Origin of the sequence: Chthonobacter rhizosphaerae (assembly GCF_013839525.1) — a bacterium.
Lineage (GTDB): Bacteria > Pseudomonadota > Alphaproteobacteria > Rhizobiales > Pleomorphomonadaceae > Chthonobacter > Chthonobacter rhizosphaerae.
The window spans coordinates 194,588-212,468 of record NZ_JACDIS010000005.1 but is presented as its reverse complement, the minus strand read 5'-3'; the positions used below and the strand labels follow the sequence as shown (position 1 = coordinate 212,468).

Here is a 17,881-nt window from a genome sequence, read left to right as displayed (position 1 = left end):
CGGGACAGGATCATTGGTACAGGATCACCTTCCCGATCGTGTCATTACCCGCGTCGTGCTTCGCGGCGCCAAAGGTCGACGATGAACGCCAATTTCCGCAATTTCGCCCTGTGGGTCATCATCGGGCTCCTGCTCATCGCCCTGTTCCAGCTCTTCCAGAGCCCGGGTCAACGGCCGACCTCCAACGAGATCACCTTCTCGAAATTCCTCCAGGAGGTCGAGCAGGACAACGTCCGTGACGTGACGATCATGGATCAGGCGATCAGCGGTCGCTACGCCAACGGCCAGACGTTCCAGACCTACGCGCCGCAGGGAGCTGACTACATCGCCGCGCTGCGCGACAAGAACGTCCAGATCGCCGCCAAGCCGCAGACCGAGGGCTTCTCCCTCATCGGCACGCTGATCTCGTGGCTGCCGATGATCGTGATCTTCGCGCTCTGGATCTTCTTCATGCGCCAGATGCAGGGCGGCGCGGGCGGCAAGGCCATGGGGTTCGGCAAGTCCAAGGCGAAGCTCCTGACCGAGGCCCACGGCCGCGTCACCTTCGACGACGTCGCCGGCGTCGACGAGGCCAAGGAGGACCTGCAGGAGATCGTCGAGTTCCTCCGCGACCCGCAGAAGTTCCAGCGCCTCGGCGGCCGCATTCCGCGCGGCGTGCTGCTCGTCGGCCCTCCGGGCACCGGCAAGACGCTCATCGCCCGCGCCGTCGCCGGCGAGGCGAACGTGCCCTTCTTCACCATCTCGGGCTCCGACTTCGTGGAGATGTTCGTGGGCGTCGGCGCCAGCCGCGTGCGCGACATGTTTGAGCAGGCCAAGAAGAACGCGCCCTGCATCATCTTCATCGACGAGATCGACGCGGTCGGCCGTCATCGCGGCGCCGGCCTCGGCGGCGGCAACGACGAGCGCGAGCAGACCCTGAACCAGCTGCTCGTCGAGATGGACGGCTTCGAGGCGAACGAAGGCATCATCATCATCGCGGCCACCAACCGTCCGGACGTGCTCGACCCGGCGCTCCTGCGCCCGGGCCGTTTCGACCGGCAGATCGTGGTCCCGAACCCGGACGTCGCCGGCCGCGAGAAGATCCTCAAGGTGCACGTCCGCAAGGTGCCGCTCGCGCCGGACGTGGACCTGAAGATCCTCGCCCGCGGCACCCCCGGCTTCTCGGGCGCCGACCTGATGAACCTCGTCAACGAGGCCGCGCTGCTCGCCGCGCGGCGGTCCAAGCGCCTCGTCACCATGGCGGAGTTCGAGGACGCCAAGGACAAGGTCATGATGGGCGCGGAGCGCCGCACCCTCGTGATGTCGGAGGAGGAGAAGAAGCTGACCGCCTATCACGAGGCCGGTCACGCGCTCGTCGCCCTCCACATGCCGGCGTCGGACCCGATCCACAAGGCCACCATCATCCCCCGCGGCCGCGCCCTCGGCATGGTGATGCGCCTGCCGGAGCGGGACCAGGTGTCGCTGACCCGCGCCAAGTGCAAGGCCGACCTCGCCGTCGCCATGGGCGGCCGCGTCGCCGAGGAACTGATCTTCGGCTACGAGAAGGTCACGTCCGGCGCCTCGGCCGACATCAAGATGGCGACCAACCTTGCCCGCGCCATGGCGACCCAGTTCGGCATGTCGGACCGGCTCGGCCCGCTCCTCTACGGCGACAACCAGGACGAGGTCTTCCTCGGCCACACGGTCGCCCGTCACCAGTCGGTGTCGGACGAGACCCAGTCGATCGTCGACGAGGAGATCAAGGGCTTCGTCAACCAGGGCTACGAGACCGCCAAGCGGGTGCTGACCGACAACATCGACCAGCTGCACGCCATCGCCCAGGGCCTCCTGGAGTACGAGACGCTCAACGGCGAGGAGATCCGCGGCCTGATCAGCGGCAAGTCGCCGATGCGCGACACCTTCGACGACGCGCCGACCTCGCGCACGTCGGCGGTGCCGACCACCCGCCCGAAGCCGAAAGGCGGCGAGGAACCCGACGCCGGCCTGGAGCCCCAGCCCTCCGCCTGAGGCCCGACCCTCCGCCTGGAGCCCAGAGACGAAACCAAGAAGCGCCGGACCAGCGATGGTCCGGCGCTTTCGTTTCGGAATGCCAGTCCCTTCCTGCTTCCGCCGTGCGCAAAGCAACCACGCCGCCACGCCCGAGCCGCCGCACCCCGCTCCCGTCACTCGGCCGCCACTCCCGAGCCGCCGCAACCCGCGCCCGTCACTCAGCCGTCGCTCCCCGCCCCGCTCCACTGCCACTGCCGCGCCCCGCCCCACACCGTCATCCCGGCGAACGCCGGGATCCAACCGCATGCGGCCTTGACCGCTACGCCGGCAGTCTCTCCTCGGACTCCTCGGACCCACTGTCCGAGCCTATCGACACCCCATGCCGCGCTCCCTTTCCGTCGGCTGGATCCCGGCTTCCGCCGGGATGACGGCCAACGTGCGACGACCAACGAGCGACAGCGAGCAAATAACAACGCGCGCACCAAGCCCCCACCACACGCCCCGCTCCAAATCCGTCATCCCGGCGAACGCCGGGATCCAACCGCATGCGGCCTTGACCGCCACGCCGGCAGTCTCTCCTCGGACCCACTGTCCGAGCCTATCGACACCCCGTGCCGCGCTCCCTTTCCGTCGGCAGGATCCCGGCGTCCGCCGGGACGACGGCGTGCGAGCGAGCGACGGCCAACGAGCGACGGCGCGCAAACGCCCGCCCGCCGAGGCTCCTCCCCCGCCCCCTCACGCCTCGGCGAACTGCAGCCGCGCCAGCCGCGCGTAGAGGCCGCCCCTCGCCACCAGCGTCTCGTGGGTGCCTTCCTCCACGATCCGGCCCTCGTCCAGCACGAGGATCCGGTCCGCCCCCACCACCGTCGCCAGGCGGTGCGCGATAACCAGGGTCGTCCGGCCCTTGGCCATCCGGTCCAGCGCGTCCTGAACCAGCCGCTCGCTCTCCGCGTCGAGCGCCGACGTCGCCTCGTCGAGGAGCAGGATGGACGCGTCCCGCAGGATCGCGCGGGCGATGGCGATGCGCTGGCGCTGGCCGCCCGAGATGGTCACGCCCCGCTCGCCGAGGAGCGTGTCGTAGCCCTCCGGCAGGGTGCGGATGAAGCCGTCCGCGTTGGCCGCCAGGGCAGCCTCCTCCACCGCCGCCCGGGGCGCGTGGGGGCGGCCGAACGCGATGTTGTCATAGGCCGAAACGGCGAAGATCACCGGGTCCTGGGCCACCAGGGCCATGCGGTCGCGCACGTCCACCGGGTCGGCGTCGCGGATGTCCACGCCGTCGAGCAGCACGCGCCCGTCCGTCGGGTCGTAGAAGCGCAGGAGAAGCTGCAGCACGGTGCTCTTGCCCGCCCCGGACGGCCCCACGATGGCGACCGTCTCTCCCGGCCGCACCGTGAAATTCACGCCGCGGAGCGACGCGATGTCCGGCCGGGTCGGGTAGGAGAAGGACACGCCCTCGAACCGGATCTCGCCCCGGGGCGGGGTCGGCAGGCGCGCGGGCCGCGGCGGCCCCACGATTGCGGGCTCCACGGCGAGGATCTCCATCAGCCGCTCGGTCGCGCCGGCGGCCTGCGAGATCTCGCCCCACACCTGGCTGAGCTCGCCGAGGGCGCCCGCCGCGAACACCGCGTAGAGCACGAACTGGCCAAGCGTCCCCGGCGTCATGGTGCCCGCCAGCACGTCGGTGGCGCCCACCCAGAGCACCGCCACCACGCTGGCGAAGACCAGGAACATGGCCACGAAGGTCAGCACCGCCCGCGACCGCATCTGGCCGCGCGCCGCCTCGAAGGCCCGCTCCACCGCGTGCCGATAGCGGTCGGCCGCCGCCGCCTCGTAGGTGTAGGCCTGCACGGTCCGGACCGCCCCGATCGACTCCTGGGCGTAGGCGCTCGCTTCCGCCAGGGTGTCCTGCGCCGACCGGGACCGCCGCCGAACCGAGCGGCCGAACGCCACCAGCGGCAGCACGATCAACGGAATGGCGCCCAGCACGAACATCGACAGGCGCGGGCTCGTCACCACCATCATGAAGGCCGCGCCCGCGAAGAGCAACAGGTTGCGCAGCGCCACCGAGGCGCTGGAGCCCACGGCCGCGCGGATCTGCGTCGTGTCGGCGGTGAGCCGCGACACCACCTCGCCCGACTGGGCGGTGTCGAAGAAGGCCGGCGACAGGATCATCACGTGCCGGAACACCGCCGCCCGGATGTCGGTGATCACCCGCTCGCCGAGCGTCATCACCAGGTAGTAGCGCAGCGACGAGGCGGCCGCGAGCCACAGCACCACCACGCCGAGCCCGAGGAAGGTCTGGTTGATCCGGTCCCCGTCCGCCGCCGAAAAGCCGTGGTCGATCACGCCCTTCACGGCCACCGGCACCATCAGCGTCGCCGCCGAGGCCGCCACCAGGGCCACCACCGCGCCGGCGAGCCGCCCCCGGTAGCGGAGCGCGAACGGCAGCAGCGCGCGGAGCGGCTTGATGCGGATGCGCCGGCGGTCGTCCGGGGTGGTGCCGTCGTCTGCCCTGTCGCGCGTCGCCACGTGGTGTCGTCCTGTCGCCCGTTGGTTCAAAGCCGCAGGAGATTGCCCCCATCCGCCGACCCCGCGCAACCCTCCGCGCCGCCACGGACGCGCCCCTCGCCCAGCCCGGTCGACCGGAGGCGGCCGCCCACCCCGTCCCGCCTCTCCCCTGCCTTGTGGGTCGGCCGGTCTTCCTGTATAGAGGCCGCCGAACGCGAGCAGTCCAGGGTCGCCACGCTTTCGTCGGCGGCCGTTCCGTCGTGTGCCCGTCGCCCTCTTCCGGGCGGATGGCGCGGGCGGCGCAAGGCCCTGGGACCGCTCTCTCACCGTATTCGGGCCCGCCTCGTCCGGCGCCCGCGTGCCCCGCGGCACGTCAGTCGATGCCCGCGGCACGTCAGTTGATGAAGGAACGACAGCGATGAAGCAGGGCATCCACCCCGACTATCACACCATCAAGGTCGTGATGACGGACGGCACCGAGTTCACCACCCGGTCGTGCTACGGCGCGGAAGGCGAGACGCTGAACCTCGACATCGACCCGAAGTCCCACCCGGCCTGGACCGGCGGCAACCAGCAGCTCCTGGACCGCGGCGGGCGCGTGTCGCGCTTCAACAACAAGTTCGGCAGCCTGTTCGGCAAGTGATCCGAACGGCTTCGGCCGATCCGACGAAACGCGAAAGCCCCGGTCACCCGGGGCTTTTTTCATGGCGGCAGGCGCGGCTGTCGAAAAGGTCGGCCCGGCCGACGGCATCCCGCCGCCGGAGAAAAGCACGGCGTCTCGACGAGCGAGCCACCGCCCGCTCGCCCTCGCGGCCGTCAGTCCCGGCGCGCCCCGAAGGCATCCGCGAGGCGGCCGAGGTCGCGCGCCACCGGGTTGGCGGTCGCGTCCACCACCGGCTTCGGGCCGTACATCGCCTGGTCCAGGTGACGGATCCGCTCCTGCAGCCGGCTCGACCGCTCGATCAGCGAGCGGAGCGCGTCCGGCAGCTCGTCGTAGCCCGCCACGGCCGAGGCGGTCGGCACGCCGTCCAGGCGCACCTTGCGCTTTTCCGAATTGGCCTGTTCGGACGAGATCTCGCCCTCGTTCACCGCCCGCTGCAGCAGCAGCCAGGAGGCGAGCTGCATCAGGCGCGTGGTCAGACGCATGGACTCGGTCGTGTAGAGCAGCGATCCGGCGCGCGGCAGGGTGCGGCTGTCCCGCCGCCCCTCCCCGTCCAGATAGGACGCCGTTTCCTCCACCAGGGTCATGCCCTCGCGGAACAGGTCCCGGAAGGTGTCCGAGTTGGCGAAACGCTCCGCGAACGCGATCGGATGCGGATCGGATGGATCGCTGGAGACGACATACTCACTCATACTCGCCAAGCCTCTCGTCCTCGAAGATCCGCTCGCGAGACCCCGCAAGCGCCGCATCCCCAGGCGTCGTTCCGACCGGACCGGCCAGGAAACCGATCATAGCGCGTTTCGTGCCGTTCCGGGACTCGTTGCGCCCAGGGATATGGCACACAGGCAACGCCCGTGCCACGCCTCCTATTCCGACCATCCGGAAAAGAAAAAAGGGCCGCGACGAGCGCGGCCCGGTGCAGTTGAACAGGGAGGCGTCAAAAAGAGTGACGATGGTCACCCACGATCCAGAAGTCTGGACAAGGCAAGTGTGCGCCGGAGTGGTTAACGGTTAGTTAAGCTAAGACGCATGTTTCGCCGCGATCCCGTTTCGGCACAGTCTTCGCCGCCGTTCGCCGCTTTCAGTGCTGGACGCGACGTTTCCGACTACAGTCGGCGGCAAGAAGACGTGGCATTCGCCGGCTCCTAACGGCGGAACAGGGAGTCCGCCGCCGTCCGGACCGAAGCCTTCGCCCGCATCGCGTTTTCCAGGCGGAGGATCTCCGCCTTGAGCATCTCGATCCGCTCGGCAAGGTCCTCCTCCGACAGCGACGACAGGTCCTGGCCGATCTGGTGGCCGGGTGGCTTCACAGCGCGCTCATCGTCCCACACCATGGCGTCCTCTCCTGACGGTGACGTCTGTCCAAGGTAGGGCGGCGACGGCGGCGGGAAAACAGGCCGGGTGCAGTCTTTGCGCGACGCGCCCCGGCCGCCTCAGAAGGAAATGCCTCCGTGTCCGACATCCCCGCCACCATGACCGCCATCGAGATCACCCGCCCGGGCGGCCCCGAGGTGCTGGCGCCGGCGACCCGCCCGGTGCCGTCGCCCGCCCCGCGCGAGATCCTGGTGAAGGTGGCGGCCGCCGGCGTGAACCGGCCCGACAGCCTGCAGCGCGAGGGCGGCTACCCGCCGCCGCCCGGCGCGTCCGACATCCCGGGCCTGGAGATCGCCGGCACCGTGGTCGCCCGCGGCGACCTCGCCGGCCCGTGGAAGGTCGGCGACCGGGTCACGGCGCTCGTCCCCGGCGGCGGCTACGCCGAATACGCCGTGGTGGACGGCTCCAACGCCCTGCCGCTGCCGGAGGGCTACGACATGGTCAAGGCGGCCGCCCTGCCGGAGACCTTCTTCACGGTCTGGTCCAACGTGTTCGACCGGGCGGGCCTCCTGTCCGGCGAAAGCTTCCTCGTCCACGGCGGCACCAGCGGCATCGGCACCACGGCGATCCAGCTCGCCAAGGCCTTCGGCGCGACGGTCTTCGCCACCGCCGGCAGCGACGAGAAGTGCCGCGTCTGCCGCGAACTCGGGGCGGACCTCGCGGTCAACTACCGGGAGGAGGACTTCGTCGCCGCCGTCAAGCAGGCGACCGGCGGCAAGGGCGTCGACGTCATCCTGGACATGGTCGGCGGCGACTACATCGACCGCAACTACGAGGCCGCCGCCGTGGAGGGCCGCATCGTCCAGATCGCCTTCCTGCGCGGGGCGAAGCAGACGGTGAACTTCAACCGCCTCATGCTGAAGCGCCTCACCCACACCGGCTCCACCCTCCGCGCCCGCGACCCCGCCTTCAAGGCCAAAATCGCCGCCTGCCTGGAGGAAAAGGTCTGGCCCCTCCTCGCCGCCGGCACCGTCGCCCCCGTCATCGACGCCGTCCTCCCCCTCACCGACGCCGCAAAGGCCCACGCCCTCCTCGAAGCCGACCACGTGGGCAAGATCATGCTGACGACGGAGTAGAGCTCCCCGCCGTCACGTTCGCGACGGCGGCCGCCCCAAGAGGTCCCGCCATCGTCCCCCACTCCCTCCCCGCCCCACGCAGAGCCGCCCGCACCATCCCTCCCCTCAGGGGAGGGTCCGGCGAAGCCGGGGGAGGGGTCGTCTTCTCCAGCTGGCGCAGGCTCGCCTCCAACCGCAAGCCCACCCCTCCCCCGAGCGCCCCGTCTTCCCTCTTCCGAAGAATTGCGTGGATCTTCTCAAGTGGATATAAGGACCCACATTCCCCGTCATCGCGAAGCGACTTCGGGCCACCGGCGAGAGCCGGGGGACCACACGAGAAGGATTTGACTTGATGTCGAACGCGCCCCTCATGCCGAAGGCGACGGCCGTGTGGCTGGTCGAGAACACGGCCCTGTCGTTCGATCAGATCGCCGCGTTCTGCAAGCTCCACCCGCTCGAGGTGAAGGCCATCGCGGACGGCGAGTCCGCCCAGGGCATCAAGGGCCTCGACCCGGTGCTCACCGGCCAGCTCACCCGCGACGAGATCCAGCGCGCCGAAAAGAACACGGAGCACCGCCTCAAGCTCGCCGACCCGAAGGTGCGCGTGCCGGAGGCCAAGCGCCGCGGTCCGCGCTACACCCCCGTGTCGCGCCGCCAGGACCGGCCGAACGCCATCCTCTGGCTGGTGCGCAACCATCCGGAGCTAAAGGACGCGCAGATCATGCGCCTGGTCGGCACCACCAAGTCGACCATCGCCCAGATCCGCGACCGCACCCACTGGAATTCCGCCAGCCTCTCCCCGCTCGATCCGGTGACGCTCGGCCTCTGCTCGCAGCTCGAGCTCGACATGGAAGTGGAGAAGGCCGGCAAGGCCTCGCCGGAGAAGGTGCTGGAGCCGGCGCCGTCCCTGCTGCCGGTGGACGAGACCACGTCCGAGGACGCCCTGGCGGGCTTCCGCTCCGGCTCGCGCGCCGACGAGGACGAGGAGCTGGACGCGGACGCGGTGTTCGCCAAGCTGAAGTCCATGACGCGCAAGCCCGAGGACGAGGACGACGACGCCTGACTGGCGCCGCCCTTCCCTCTTCGAGCTGATCGCAGCGGCGGCCGGGGCGACCCGGCCGTTTCCGCATCCGCCCCCTCCCGGCCGGTCTCCCCGGCCTCATCCGCGCCCGGCGCCCCGGTCCCTCCCCGGCGGCCCCGGTCGCCGCCGCGGCCTTATCCGTAGGCCTTCAGGAACACGTCCGCCGCCCGCTCCGCCGCGCGGCGGTTGTCCTCCGCGGTCGGCGTCGGGCTCGCGCCGAACAGGAGCCGCTGGCGCGTGGTGCCGAGGAGGAGGCCCACATAGTGGTCGGCGGCGACGTCCGCGCTCTCCGCCGACAGCCGCCCCGCCTCCACGTGCGGCCGCAGGTGGTCCGCCAGCAGCGCCACGCTCCGCTGCGGTCCGATCTCGTGGTGGACGAGCGCCAGGTCCGGGAACTGCCCCGCCTGGCCGATCAGCAGCCGGTGCAGACGGATCGTCTCCGGCGCGGTGATCTTATCGAGGAGCGCCGATCCGAACCGCACCAGCACGTCCCGGAGCGGCGCGTCCGCCGAAAGCGCCTCGTGCACCGGCCACTTGGTGCTGAGCGCCATCGCCCGGTAGAGACCTTCCTTGCTGCCGAAGTGGCTGTAGATCGTCTGCTTCGAGACGTCCGCCTCGGCGGCGATCCGGTCCACGCTCACCGCGAAGCCGTCCTCCAGGAAGCAGCGCTGGGCCGCCTTCAGGATCGCGTCCCGCTTGGCCTCGCCCCGCCGGCCGGTTTTCGGCTCGTCGTCTTGCATAATCATACTGGACCGTCTAGTTTGATTGTCATCACGTCTCCAACGGGAACAGATAGCATGACGGCCGGATCATTTCGCGCCACCGCAGTGCCGATCGCCGGCGCCACCTTCGCAACCATGCTGGGCTTCGGCATGATGGTGCCGGCCCTGCCGCTGCTCACGGCGGAGAACGGCAAGGGCGCGCTGGCGAGCGGGCTCCTCATGGGCGCCTTCGGCTTCGCGCGGCTTCTCTCCAACGTGCCGGCCGGAGTCCTGGTGGATCGGGTCGGGCTCCGGGCCGCGGCCGGCATCGGCCTCCTGGTCCTTCTCGCCGGATCGCTGCTCGCCATCGCGCCGCTCGGCTTCGCGGTGCTCATGGCGGCGCTCGCCCTCCAGGGCGCCGGCTCCGCCCTCTTCTCCACGGCGGCCATGACGGCACTGATCCTGAAGGCCGGGCCGGACCGGCGCGGCGCGGCCATGTCGTGGTTCCAGAGCTCGCTGCTGCTCGCCTTCGCGGTCGGGCCGCTCGTCGGCGGCTTCCTCACCGGGCCGTTCGGCGCCCACGTGCCCTTCATGGCCCAGGCCATTCTCGCCGTCGCGGCGCTCGCCGTCGTCCGGCTGCTCCCCGCCGCGCCCGCGACGAAGCCGGAGCGCGCGTCCGCCGGGGTCGCGGAGCGCCTCGTCGCGCCCATGCTCCTCGGCGGCGCCGTCATGGGCTGCGCGGCCTTCGTCGCCCGCATCGGCGCCGGCTGGACGGTGATCCCGAACGTCGGCCTCGCCGACCTCGCCCTGTCGCCGGAAACGATCGGCGCCATGGTGGGCATCGGCACGGCGGCCAATCTCGCCGTCATGCCCCTGTCGGCCCTCGGCATCGACCGGTGGGGCGCGGGCCGCACCCTCGCGGCCGCCTCTGCGGCCACCTTCGCGACCCTCGTCCTGATGGCGCTCGCCCCCACCGTGCCGGTGTTCTGGGTCGGCACCGCGCTCCTGATGGCGACCACCGGCACCATGATCCCGGCCGCCGGCGCGGTGGCGCTCCGCGGCGTCGACCGCCGGCACACCGGGCGGGCCATGGGCCTCTTCCGCACCGGCACCGATCTTGGCATGTCGCTCGGCCCCGTGGCCGTGCCGGGCCTCACGGCGGCGCTGATGCTGCCGCCGGCCGCCGGCTTCTCCGTCGCCGCCGGCGCGGTCGCGCTCGCCGCCGTCATCGCCCTCGGGCTCGACGCCGCCCGCCGACGCGCCCCGGACGCCCTTGCCGACCGGGCCGCCTGACGGCGGATCGCCCCGTCCCGCCGTCCTCATGCCGCCGCCGGGCCGTCTCGGCCCGCCGTCCTCATCAAGCCGCCGGGCCCTCTCGGCCCGGCGTCTCCGTCCCGCCTCAGGCCTTGCCGGTCTTCGCCCCCACCGCCGCCCGGATCTCGTCCAGGATGGCCGGGTCGTCGATGGTGGCCGGCATGCGGAAGTCCTCGCCGTCGGCGATCTGCCGCATGGTGCCGCGCAGGATCTTGCCCGATCGCGTCTTCGGCAGCCGGTCCACCGTGATGGCCAGCTTGAAGGCCGCCACCGGGCCGATCCTGTCGCGGACGAGGCCCACCAGCTCCGTCTCGATCTCCGCGTGCGGCCGGGTCACGCCCGCCTTCAGCACCACGAAGCCGCACGGCGCCTGCCCCTTCAGGGCGTCCGCGATGCCGATCACCGCGCACTCGGCCACGTCCGGGTGGCTCGCCAGCACCTCCTCCATGCCACCCGTGGACAGGCGATGGCCCGCGACGTTGATGATGTCGTCGGTCCGGCTCATGATGAACAGATAGCCGTCCTCGTCCATGATGCCGGCGTCCGCCGTCTTGTAGTAGCCGGGGAACTCGGCGAGATAGCTCGACCGGAAGCGCTCGTCCGCGTTCCACAACGTGGGCAGGCAGCCCGGCGGCAGCGGCAGCTTGATGACGATGTTGCCGAGCTTGCCCGCCTCCACCGGATGGCCGGCGTCGTCCAGCACCTCCACGTCGTAGCCCGGCATCGGCACCGTCGGCGATCCGTGCTTCACCGGCAGGAGGCCGAGGCCCACCGGGTTGGCGGCGATCGCCCAACCGGTCTCCGTCTGCCACCAGTGGTCCACCACCGGCACGTTCAGCTTCTCCTCGGCCCACTTCACCGTGTCCGGGTCCGCCCGCTCGCCGGCGAGGAACAGGGTGCGCAGGGACGAGAGGTCGTACTTGCCGATGAAGGCGCCGGTCGGGTCCTCCTTCTTGATCGCCCGGAAGGCGGTCGGCGCGGTGAAGAGCGCCGAGATCCGGTATTCCTCCACCATGCGCCAGAAGGCGCCCGCGTCGGGCGTCCCCACCGGCTTGCCCTCGTAGACCACGGTCGTCGCGCCGATCAGGAGCGGCGCGTAGACGATGTAGGAATGACCCACCACCCAGCCGACGTCGGAGGCCGCCCAGAACACCTCCCCCGGCTTGATGTCGTAGACCGCCCCCATCGACCAGGCGAGCGCCACAATGTGGCCGCCCGTGTCGCGGACCACGCCCTTCGGCTGGCCGGTGGTGCCGGACGTGTATAGGATGTAGGCCGGGTCCGTCGCCTTCACGGGTACGCACGGCACGCGCCGTCCGGCCACCGCCGCCATGGCGGCCGCCAGGTCCAGGTCGCGCCCCGCGTCGAGGCTCGCCGTCAATTGCTCGCGCTGGTGCACCAGCACCGTCTCGGGCTTGTGCGTGGAGAGGCTGATCGCCTCGTCGAGAAGCGGCTTGTAGGCGATGATCCGGTTCGGCTCGATGCCGCACGAGGCCGAGATGATGGCCTTCGGCTTGGCGTCGTCGATGCGGGTGGCGAGCTCGCGCGAGGCGAAGCCGCCGAACACCACCGAGTGGATCGCCCCGATGCGCGCGCAGGCGAGCATCGCCACCAGCGCCTCCGGGATCATCGGCATGTAGACGATCACCCGGTCGCCCGCCGTCACGCCCCGGTCCACGAGCACGGCCGCCACCGCTTCCACCTTGGCGGTCATCTCGCTGTAGGTGAGCACGCGCTTGGTGCCGGTGACCGGGCTGTCGTGGATCACCGCCGCCTGGTCGCCGCGCCCGGCCGCCACGTGCCGGTCCAGGCAGTTCCAGGCGGTGTTGCACACGCCGCCCACGAACCAGCGCCCGTAGACGCCGGCGTTCGGGTCGAACGCCGCCGTCGGCGTCTCGATCCACTCGATCGCGGCCGCGGCCTCGCTCCAGAAGCCGGCCGGATCCCGCTTCCACGCGGCATAGACCTCGCCGTAACGGCTCATCGCGTCTTCCTCCCGCTCCACCGATTTGGGCCGAAATGTCCGCCGCGCCGGCTGTTTTGGCAAGCGACGAGCGATGCCACTTTGGATGCGAGACTTTCGGCGATCCGCGTTTTGTCGTACGCGGGTGTCCCCTCCCGGAGGACGCCTCCCCGCCGATGCTGACCGACCCCTGGTTCTATGCCGCCGCCGTGCCGGCCGTCCTCCTCACCGGCCTGTCGAAGGGCGGCTTCGGGGGGGCGTTCGGCTTCGCCGCCGTCCCGCTCCTCGCGCTCGTCATCTCGCCGGTCCAGGCGGCCGGCCTGATGCTGCCGATCCTGCTCATCATGGATGCGGTGTCGGTCTGGGCCTACCGCAGCACCTTCGATCGCGGCGTGGTGCTCTCGCTCCTGCCGGGCGGCATGGTCGGCACCGCCGTCGGCTGGGCGACCGCCTCCCTGGTGTCGGACGATGCGGTCCGCCTCATCGTCGGCGCCATCGCGCTCGCCTTCCTGATCCGCTACGGCCTGCAGGAGCGCCGCCGCGCCCTGGCGAAGCGCACGCCGGAGGGCGTCCCCCCGATCAGGAAGCCGAACGGCGCGGCCGCCGGCTTCTGGGGCAGCCTCGCCGGCTACACGAGCTTCGTCGCCCACGCCGGCGGCCCGCCGTTCCAGACCTATGTGGTGCCGCTCCGCCTGCCGCCGGTGCTCTACGCCGGCACCTCGGCCATCTACTTCGCCATCCTCAACAGCGTGAAGGTGGTGCCCTACGCGGCCCTCGGCCAGTTCACCGCCGAGACCATGACGGCGGTCGCCATCCTGTCGCCGGCCGCCATCGGGGCCACCCTCGTCGGGGTCCGGCTCGTCCGCCTCATCAACGAGACGGCCTTCTACCGGCTGCTCGCCGTGTCGATCTTCCTGATCGCCATCAAATTGATCATCGACGGCGTCTCGGGTTTGGCGGCAAACTGAAGCGCGGCCGTGGCGGCCTGGACCGGCCGCTCATCTGCCGTTCAGGTTGCCGCGGCTACGGTCCCGGTGAACAACAGGACACGCACGCCCATCATGACCGTCAAGAGCCTCGGGGCGCGGGATCACCGGATCGATTTCATCCGCGGTCTCGCCCTCCTGACCATCTTCATCAACCACGTGCCCGGCAATGTGCTGGAGCCGTTCACGCACAAGAACTTCGGCCTCACCGATTCCGCCGAGCTGTTCGTGGTGCTGGCCGGCATCGCCGCCGCCTTCGCCTATTTCCCGCGCTTCAGCGAGGGTCATCGCCTGCTCGCCAGCCTGAAGGCGGTGAAGCGCGCCGGCACACTCTACGTCGCCCACGTGGCGTCCATCGTCGCCGGCATCGCGGTCTTCGCCTGGGCGGCCGTGCACTTCGGCCGCACGGACCTCCTCGACACCCTCAACATCGCCCCCGTGATGGCGGATCCGGTGCGCGGCCTCGTCGGCCTCGCCGCCATGACGCACCAGATCGGCTACCACAACATCCTGCCGATGTACGTGCTCCTGCTTCTCGCCCTGCCGCTGATGATGCTTCTCGCCTCCCGCGGTCTGGCGCCCCTCCTCGGCGTCTCGGCCATCGTCTACGCGCTCACGCAGATCTACGGCTGGTCGCCGCCCGCCTATCCGGCGGCGGGCCACTGGTTCTTCAATCCCTTCGCCTGGCAGCTCCTGTTCGTCACCGGCTTCTTCGTCGGCGTCCGCCTCATGCAGAAGCGCCCGCCGGTGCCCTATGTGCGCCCGCTCTGGTGGCTCGCCCTCGCCTATCTGGTGGCCGGCTGCGTCTTCCACCGCTGGAACCTCTACGGCTCCATGCCGGACCTGCCCCTACCCGACCGCTTCTACGCCAACGAGAAGCCGTTCGTCGCCATCGGCCGGCTCCTCCACATCCTGTCGCTCCTCTACGTGGTCGGCCACAGCGGGCTGATGGACCTGGTCCGCCGCCTGCCCGCGTCCAACCCGCTCACGGTGGCCGGCCGTCATGCCCTGCCGGTGTTCTGGACCGGCACCCTCCTCTGCATGGTCGGCCAGACCGTGATGGCGGTCTACGCGCCCACGGCGGGGGTCCAGCTGCCGCTCCTCGCGCTCGCGATCGCGATCCAGGCCGGCCTTGCCTACGGGCTCGACTGGATGGCGAGCGCCGAAAAGGCCGCGCGCGCCGGCAAGGCCGCCGGCCGCGCGGAGCCGGGCCTTGCAGCCGGCGTTCCCGCCGCCGCCTGACGGCCGTCCGCCGGCCCGTCGGCCGTCGGTCCGTTCTCCAGGCTCTTTCCAGGCTCTCTCCAGAGCTCCACGCGAAAAGGGCGCCGCGGTTGGCCGCGGCGCCCTTTTCACATGGTAGGATCTCTAGGAAAGATGTCTCAGTGCACCGAAGGTTTCGCGCTCGCCAATCTGACGATCTCATCCTTCAGGTGAAGCTTCCGTCGCTTGAGCTCTTTGAGTTGAATCGCATCGACACTGGGATGCTGCGCCGCTTCTTCGATTTGCCGCTCCAGGGCGGCATGACGACGCTCGAGCTCTGCAATATGCGACTGGATTGACATGTGGGCCTCCTTCCGTTGATCCCATGCCTACGTGACCAGTGTGTCACCAAACCTACATGATGTCGACCGGGAAGGACTGCAAGGGGGCAACTTTCCAAACTTCAAGCCGCCGAAACGGGTAATTTTGTTGCTCGAATTTGAACGGCCGGGTCAGGAATTCCCAAGGGGTCCGCACCGCCCCCGCCCGCGCTCGTCGAAGCCGTTGACGGACGGCAGACGGCACATGAAGTGGCGGCGAAGTTCTGGTATAGGGAAGACGGAATGACGTCATCCGGCCGCAAGGCCCGGCCGGGCGGCGTGCCGTGTTCGCGGGGTTAGGGCGGCGTATGACCGAGCACGATGAGCAGGAAGTCCGAATCGAATTGGCCCGCTTGCGTCAGGAGCATCGCGACTTGGACGCGGCGATCTCGGCCATGGTGGCGCTCGGCACGGGCGACACCATCCAGATCCAGCGCCTGAAGAAGCGCAAGCTGGTGCTGAAGGACCGGATCCAGCACCTGGAAGACCAGATCGTCCCCGACATCATCGCCTGACCGCCGGCCCGGCCGAAGCGCGCCCGCGCGCCGCCTTGCCTCCGGGCCCCGATCCGGCTAACTCCCCCTCCCGAACCTCACGAGAAGGGACCGGTGTCCGCGATGTCCGAGGCCAAACCCGTTGCCATCATCATGGGCAGCCAGTCCGACTGGTCCACCATGAAGCATGCGGCCGTCACCCTGGACGCGCTCGGCATCGCCTACGAGGCCCGCATCGTCTCCGCCCACCGCACGCCGGAGCGCATGGTGGCCTTCGCCAAGGGCGCCCGCGACGCCGGCTTCAAGGTCATCATCGCCGGGGCCGGCGGCGCCGCCCATCTGCCCGGCATGACCGCCTCGCTCACGCCTTTGCCGGTGTTCGGCGTGCCGGTGGAGAGCAAGGCCCTCTCCGGCGAGGACAGCCTCCTCTCCATCGTCCAGATGCCCGGCGGCATTCCGGTCGGAACGCTCGCCATCGGCAAGCCCGGCGCCATCAACGCCGCCCTCCTCGCCGCCGCCGTGCTGGCGCTGTCCGATCCGGATCTCGCCGGCCGGCTCGACGCCTTCCGGTCGGCCCAGACCGCCGCCGTCGCGGAGGTGCCCGTCGATGACGCGTGATCCCCTGAAGCCCGGTTCCGTCATCGGCATCCTCGGCGGCGGCCAGCTCGGCCGCATGGTGGCGCTCGCCGCCGCCCGCCTCGGCTTCCGATGCCACGTCTACTGCCCGGATCCGGCGAGCCCCGCCTTCGAAGTCGCCGCCGTCCACACCATCGCGCCCTACGAGGACGCGGACGCCCTCGCGGTGTTCGCCCGCGAGGTGGACGTCATCACCTACGAGTTCGAGAACGTCCCGGCGGAGACCGCCCGCATCCTGTCGGCCGCCAAGCCCCTCTATCCGGACGCCCGCGCCCTCGCGATCACCCAGGACCGCGTGGCCGAGAAGCGCTTTTTCGCCGGCGCCGGCATCGCGGTCGCGCCCTTCGCGCCCGTGGACGCCGAAGCGGACCTGGAGGCCGCCGTCGCCGTCACCGGCCTGCCGGCCATCCTGAAGACCACCCGGTTCGGCTACGACGGCAAGGGCCAGGCCAAGGTCGCCACCCTCGAGGAGGCCCGCGCCGCCCTCGCGCGCCTCGCCGCCCCCTGCATCCTGGAAGGCCTCGTCCCGTTCGCGCTGGAGGTCTCGGCCATCGTGGTCCGCGGCCGGTCCGGCGACACCGCCGTCTACGAGATCGGCGAGAACCGGCACGAGAACCACATTCTCGCCACCACCACCGTGCCCGCCGCCGTCTCGGCGGACACGCTGACGGCCGCCCGCGACCTCGGCTGCCGCATCGCCGAGGCGCTCGACTACGTGGGCGTCCTCGGCGTGGAGATGTTCGTCGTCCGCGACGGCGCCGGCGAGCGGCTCCTCGTCAACGAGCTCGCGCCGCGGGTCCACAACTCCGGCCACTGGACCGAGGACGGCGCCGTCACCTCCCAGTTCGAGAATCACGTGCGCGCCATTGCGGGCTGGCCGCTCGGGTCGGTGGACCGGCTCGGCGACGTGGAGATGCGCAACCTGATCGGCGCCGAGGCGGACGACTGGTTCGCCATCGTGTCCGATCCCGCCGCCCGCCTGCACCTCTACGGCAAGGCCGAGTCCCGTCCCGGCCGCAAGATGGGCCACGTCAACCGGGTGGTCCGCCGGGGCTGATCGCGCCGGCCGGGGAACCAGACGGACGCTCGGGAATTTGATGGGAGCGATGGTGGACAGGGCGGCCGGCATTTGCTAAAGCACCGTCCACTCGTGCGGTGGTGCCACCGCGGCGGGGGGCTTTCTTGGCTCCTCCTTTCTTGAGTTTCTAGTGTCGCGTCGATGATCATGTCCGCCGGCTGCCTGCGGTGCCGGACCCCGGACCATCGTCGAGGCGCAACCGACAACAGGAAGATCACGCGTGCAGGTACTCGTTCGCGACAACAACGTCGATCAGGCTCTCAAGGCGCTCAAGAAGAAGATGCAGCGCGAGGGCATTTTCCGTGAGATGAAGCTCCGCGGCCATTACGAGAAGCCGTCGGAGAAGAAGGCTCGCGAGAAGGCCGAGGCCGTCCGCCGCGCCCGCAAGCTGGCCCGCAAGCGCGCCCAGCGCGAGGGCCTCGTGCAGGGCAAGCCGACCCGCCGCTGACGACCGGACGAGG

General features: G+C 70.4%; 17 protein-coding genes. 11 read left to right on the top strand and 6 right to left on the bottom strand.

The window, feature by feature from the left end:
* Positions 1–81: 81 nt before the first annotated feature.
* Positions 82–2,007 carry an ATP-dependent zinc metalloprotease FtsH gene (gene ftsH, locus HND91_RS11095; RefSeq protein WP_181706631.1) on the top strand — a complete coding sequence of 642 codons (1,926 nt, stop codon included), beginning with the start codon at positions 82–84 and terminating at the stop codon, positions 2,005–2,007.
* A gap of 717 nt (positions 2,008–2,724) precedes the next feature.
* Here the strand turns inward: ftsH and HND91_RS11090 are convergent.
* A complete protein-coding gene (locus tag HND91_RS11090; protein ID WP_343057303.1) occupies positions 2,725–4,518 on the bottom strand; it encodes an ABC transporter transmembrane domain-containing protein in 1,794 nt (597 codons plus the stop codon).
* Positions 4,519–4,915: 397 nt separating this feature from the next.
* Here HND91_RS11090 and rpmE point away from each other — a divergent pair, with 397 nt between their 5' ends.
* Positions 4,916–5,140, top strand: a complete 225-nt coding sequence (gene rpmE, locus HND91_RS11085) for a 50S ribosomal protein L31 (RefSeq protein ID WP_181706629.1) — start codon at positions 4,916–4,918, stop codon at positions 5,138–5,140.
* Positions 5,141–5,313: 173 nt separating this feature from the next.
* On the opposite strand, the gene rcdA is transcribed toward rpmE, so the two are convergent.
* Together rcdA and HND91_RS11075 are read right to left on the bottom strand one after the other, a co-directional pair.
* A complete protein-coding gene (gene rcdA / locus HND91_RS11080; RefSeq protein WP_181706810.1) occupies positions 5,314–5,850 on the bottom strand; it encodes a protease adaptor protein RcdA in 537 nt (178 codons plus the stop codon).
* Positions 5,851–6,303: 453 nt separating this feature from the next.
* The gene (locus tag HND91_RS11075; RefSeq protein WP_181706628.1) at positions 6,304–6,492 is read right to left on the bottom strand and encodes a DUF1192 domain-containing protein; all 189 of its coding nucleotides are present in this window, start codon (positions 6,490–6,492) and stop codon (positions 6,304–6,306) included.
* A gap of 138 nt (positions 6,493–6,630) precedes the next feature.
* Between HND91_RS11075 and HND91_RS11070 the strand changes: the two genes are divergently transcribed.
* On the top strand, positions 6,631–7,608 hold the full coding sequence (locus tag HND91_RS11070; protein ID WP_181706809.1) for an NAD(P)H-quinone oxidoreductase: 978 nt from the start codon (positions 6,631–6,633) through the stop codon (positions 7,606–7,608).
* A 331-nt stretch (positions 7,609–7,939) separates the two neighbouring features.
* Positions 7,940–8,650, top strand: coding sequence for a DUF1013 domain-containing protein (locus tag HND91_RS11065; protein ID WP_181706627.1), 711 nt, complete (start codon positions 7,940–7,942; stop codon positions 8,648–8,650).
* A gap of 152 nt (positions 8,651–8,802) precedes the next feature.
* On the opposite strand, the gene HND91_RS11060 is transcribed toward HND91_RS11065, so the two are convergent.
* Positions 8,803–9,414 (bottom strand): TetR/AcrR family transcriptional regulator, encoded by a 612-nt coding sequence (locus tag HND91_RS11060; RefSeq protein ID WP_181706626.1) that lies wholly within the window; start codon positions 9,412–9,414, stop codon positions 8,803–8,805.
* Between the two features lie 51 nt (positions 9,415–9,465).
* Here HND91_RS11060 and HND91_RS11055 point away from each other — a divergent pair, with 51 nt between their 5' ends.
* Positions 9,466–10,662, top strand: coding sequence for an MFS transporter (locus HND91_RS11055; protein WP_181706625.1), 1,197 nt, complete (start codon positions 9,466–9,468; stop codon positions 10,660–10,662).
* Positions 10,663–10,768: 106 nt separating this feature from the next.
* Here the strand turns inward: HND91_RS11055 and HND91_RS11050 are convergent, their stop codons facing one another.
* On the bottom strand, positions 10,769–12,667 hold the full coding sequence (locus tag HND91_RS11050) for a propionyl-CoA synthetase (protein WP_181706624.1): 1,899 nt from the start codon (positions 12,665–12,667) through the stop codon (positions 10,769–10,771).
* A gap of 155 nt (positions 12,668–12,822) precedes the next feature.
* Here HND91_RS11050 and HND91_RS11045 point away from each other — a divergent pair, with 155 nt between their 5' ends.
* Together HND91_RS11045 and HND91_RS11040 are read left to right on the top strand one after the other, a co-directional pair.
* Complete coding sequence (locus HND91_RS11045) at positions 12,823–13,614, top strand: sulfite exporter TauE/SafE family protein (protein ID WP_181706623.1); 792 nt, start codon at positions 12,823–12,825, stop codon at positions 13,612–13,614.
* Between the two features lie 93 nt (positions 13,615–13,707).
* Complete coding sequence (locus HND91_RS11040; RefSeq protein ID WP_181706622.1) at positions 13,708–14,874, top strand: OpgC family protein; 1,167 nt, start codon at positions 13,708–13,710, stop codon at positions 14,872–14,874.
* Between the two features lie 137 nt (positions 14,875–15,011).
* Here the strand turns inward: HND91_RS11040 and HND91_RS11035 are convergent, their stop codons facing one another.
* Complete coding sequence (locus tag HND91_RS11035) at positions 15,012–15,194, bottom strand: YdcH family protein (protein WP_181706621.1); 183 nt, start codon at positions 15,192–15,194, stop codon at positions 15,012–15,014.
* Between the two features lie 326 nt (positions 15,195–15,520).
* Between HND91_RS11035 and HND91_RS11030 the strand changes: the two genes are divergently transcribed.
* The 4 genes from HND91_RS11030 (at position 15,521) to rpsU (ending at position 17,868) form a co-directional block, all read left to right on the top strand.
* Positions 15,521–15,727 carry a YdcH family protein gene (locus HND91_RS11030; RefSeq protein WP_075215220.1) on the top strand — a complete coding sequence of 69 codons (207 nt, stop codon included), beginning with the start codon at positions 15,521–15,523 and terminating at the stop codon, positions 15,725–15,727.
* Between the two features lie 102 nt (positions 15,728–15,829).
* Complete coding sequence (gene purE, locus HND91_RS11025; protein ID WP_181706808.1) at positions 15,830–16,324, top strand: 5-(carboxyamino)imidazole ribonucleotide mutase; 495 nt, start codon at positions 15,830–15,832, stop codon at positions 16,322–16,324.
* A complete protein-coding gene (locus HND91_RS11020; protein ID WP_181706620.1) occupies positions 16,314–17,399 on the top strand; it encodes a 5-(carboxyamino)imidazole ribonucleotide synthase in 1,086 nt (361 codons plus the stop codon). The genes purE and HND91_RS11020 overlap by 11 nt, the downstream gene beginning before the upstream one ends.
* A gap of 241 nt (positions 17,400–17,640) precedes the next feature.
* On the top strand, positions 17,641–17,868 hold the full coding sequence (rpsU, locus tag HND91_RS11015) for a 30S ribosomal protein S21 (RefSeq protein ID WP_181706619.1): 228 nt from the start codon (positions 17,641–17,643) through the stop codon (positions 17,866–17,868).
* Positions 17,869–17,881: the final 13 nt, after the last annotated feature.

Excerpts from the sequence above, each read along its gene's own strand:
- HND91_RS11020 (WP_181706620.1), top strand. The coding sequence starts at position 16,314 with ATGACGCGTGATCCCCTGAAGCCCGGTTCCGTCATCGGCATCCTCGGC.
- ftsH (WP_181706631.1), top strand. The coding sequence starts at position 82 with ATGAACGCCAATTTCCGCAATTTCGCCCTGTGGGTCATCATCGGGCTC.
- HND91_RS11040 (WP_181706622.1), top strand. The coding sequence starts at position 13,708 with ATGACCGTCAAGAGCCTCGGGGCGCGGGATCACCGGATCGATTTCATC.
- HND91_RS11065 (WP_181706627.1), top strand. The coding sequence starts at position 7,940 with ATGTCGAACGCGCCCCTCATGCCGAAGGCGACGGCCGTGTGGCTGGTC.
- HND91_RS11030 (WP_075215220.1), top strand. The coding sequence starts at position 15,521 with ATGACCGAGCACGATGAGCAGGAAGTCCGAATCGAATTGGCCCGCTTG.
- purE (WP_181706808.1), top strand. The coding sequence starts at position 15,830 with ATGTCCGAGGCCAAACCCGTTGCCATCATCATGGGCAGCCAGTCCGAC.
- HND91_RS11035 (WP_181706621.1), bottom strand. The coding sequence starts at position 15,194 with ATGTCAATCCAGTCGCATATTGCAGAGCTCGAGCGTCGTCATGCCGCC.
- HND91_RS11060 (WP_181706626.1), bottom strand. The coding sequence starts at position 9,414 with ATGATTATGCAAGACGACGAGCCGAAAACCGGCCGGCGGGGCGAGGCC.
- HND91_RS11075 (WP_181706628.1), bottom strand. The coding sequence starts at position 6,492 with ATGGTGTGGGACGATGAGCGCGCTGTGAAGCCACCCGGCCACCAGATC.
- rcdA (WP_181706810.1), bottom strand. The coding sequence starts at position 5,850 with ATGAGTGAGTATGTCGTCTCCAGCGATCCATCCGATCCGCATCCGATC.
- HND91_RS11070 (WP_181706809.1), top strand. The coding sequence starts at position 6,631 with ATGACCGCCATCGAGATCACCCGCCCGGGCGGCCCCGAGGTGCTGGCG.
- HND91_RS11050 (WP_181706624.1), bottom strand. The coding sequence starts at position 12,667 with ATGAGCCGTTACGGCGAGGTCTATGCCGCGTGGAAGCGGGATCCGGCC.
- HND91_RS11045 (WP_181706623.1), top strand. The coding sequence starts at position 12,823 with ATGCTGACCGACCCCTGGTTCTATGCCGCCGCCGTGCCGGCCGTCCTC.
- HND91_RS11055 (WP_181706625.1), top strand. The coding sequence starts at position 9,466 with ATGACGGCCGGATCATTTCGCGCCACCGCAGTGCCGATCGCCGGCGCC.
- rpmE (WP_181706629.1), top strand. The coding sequence starts at position 4,916 with ATGAAGCAGGGCATCCACCCCGACTATCACACCATCAAGGTCGTGATG.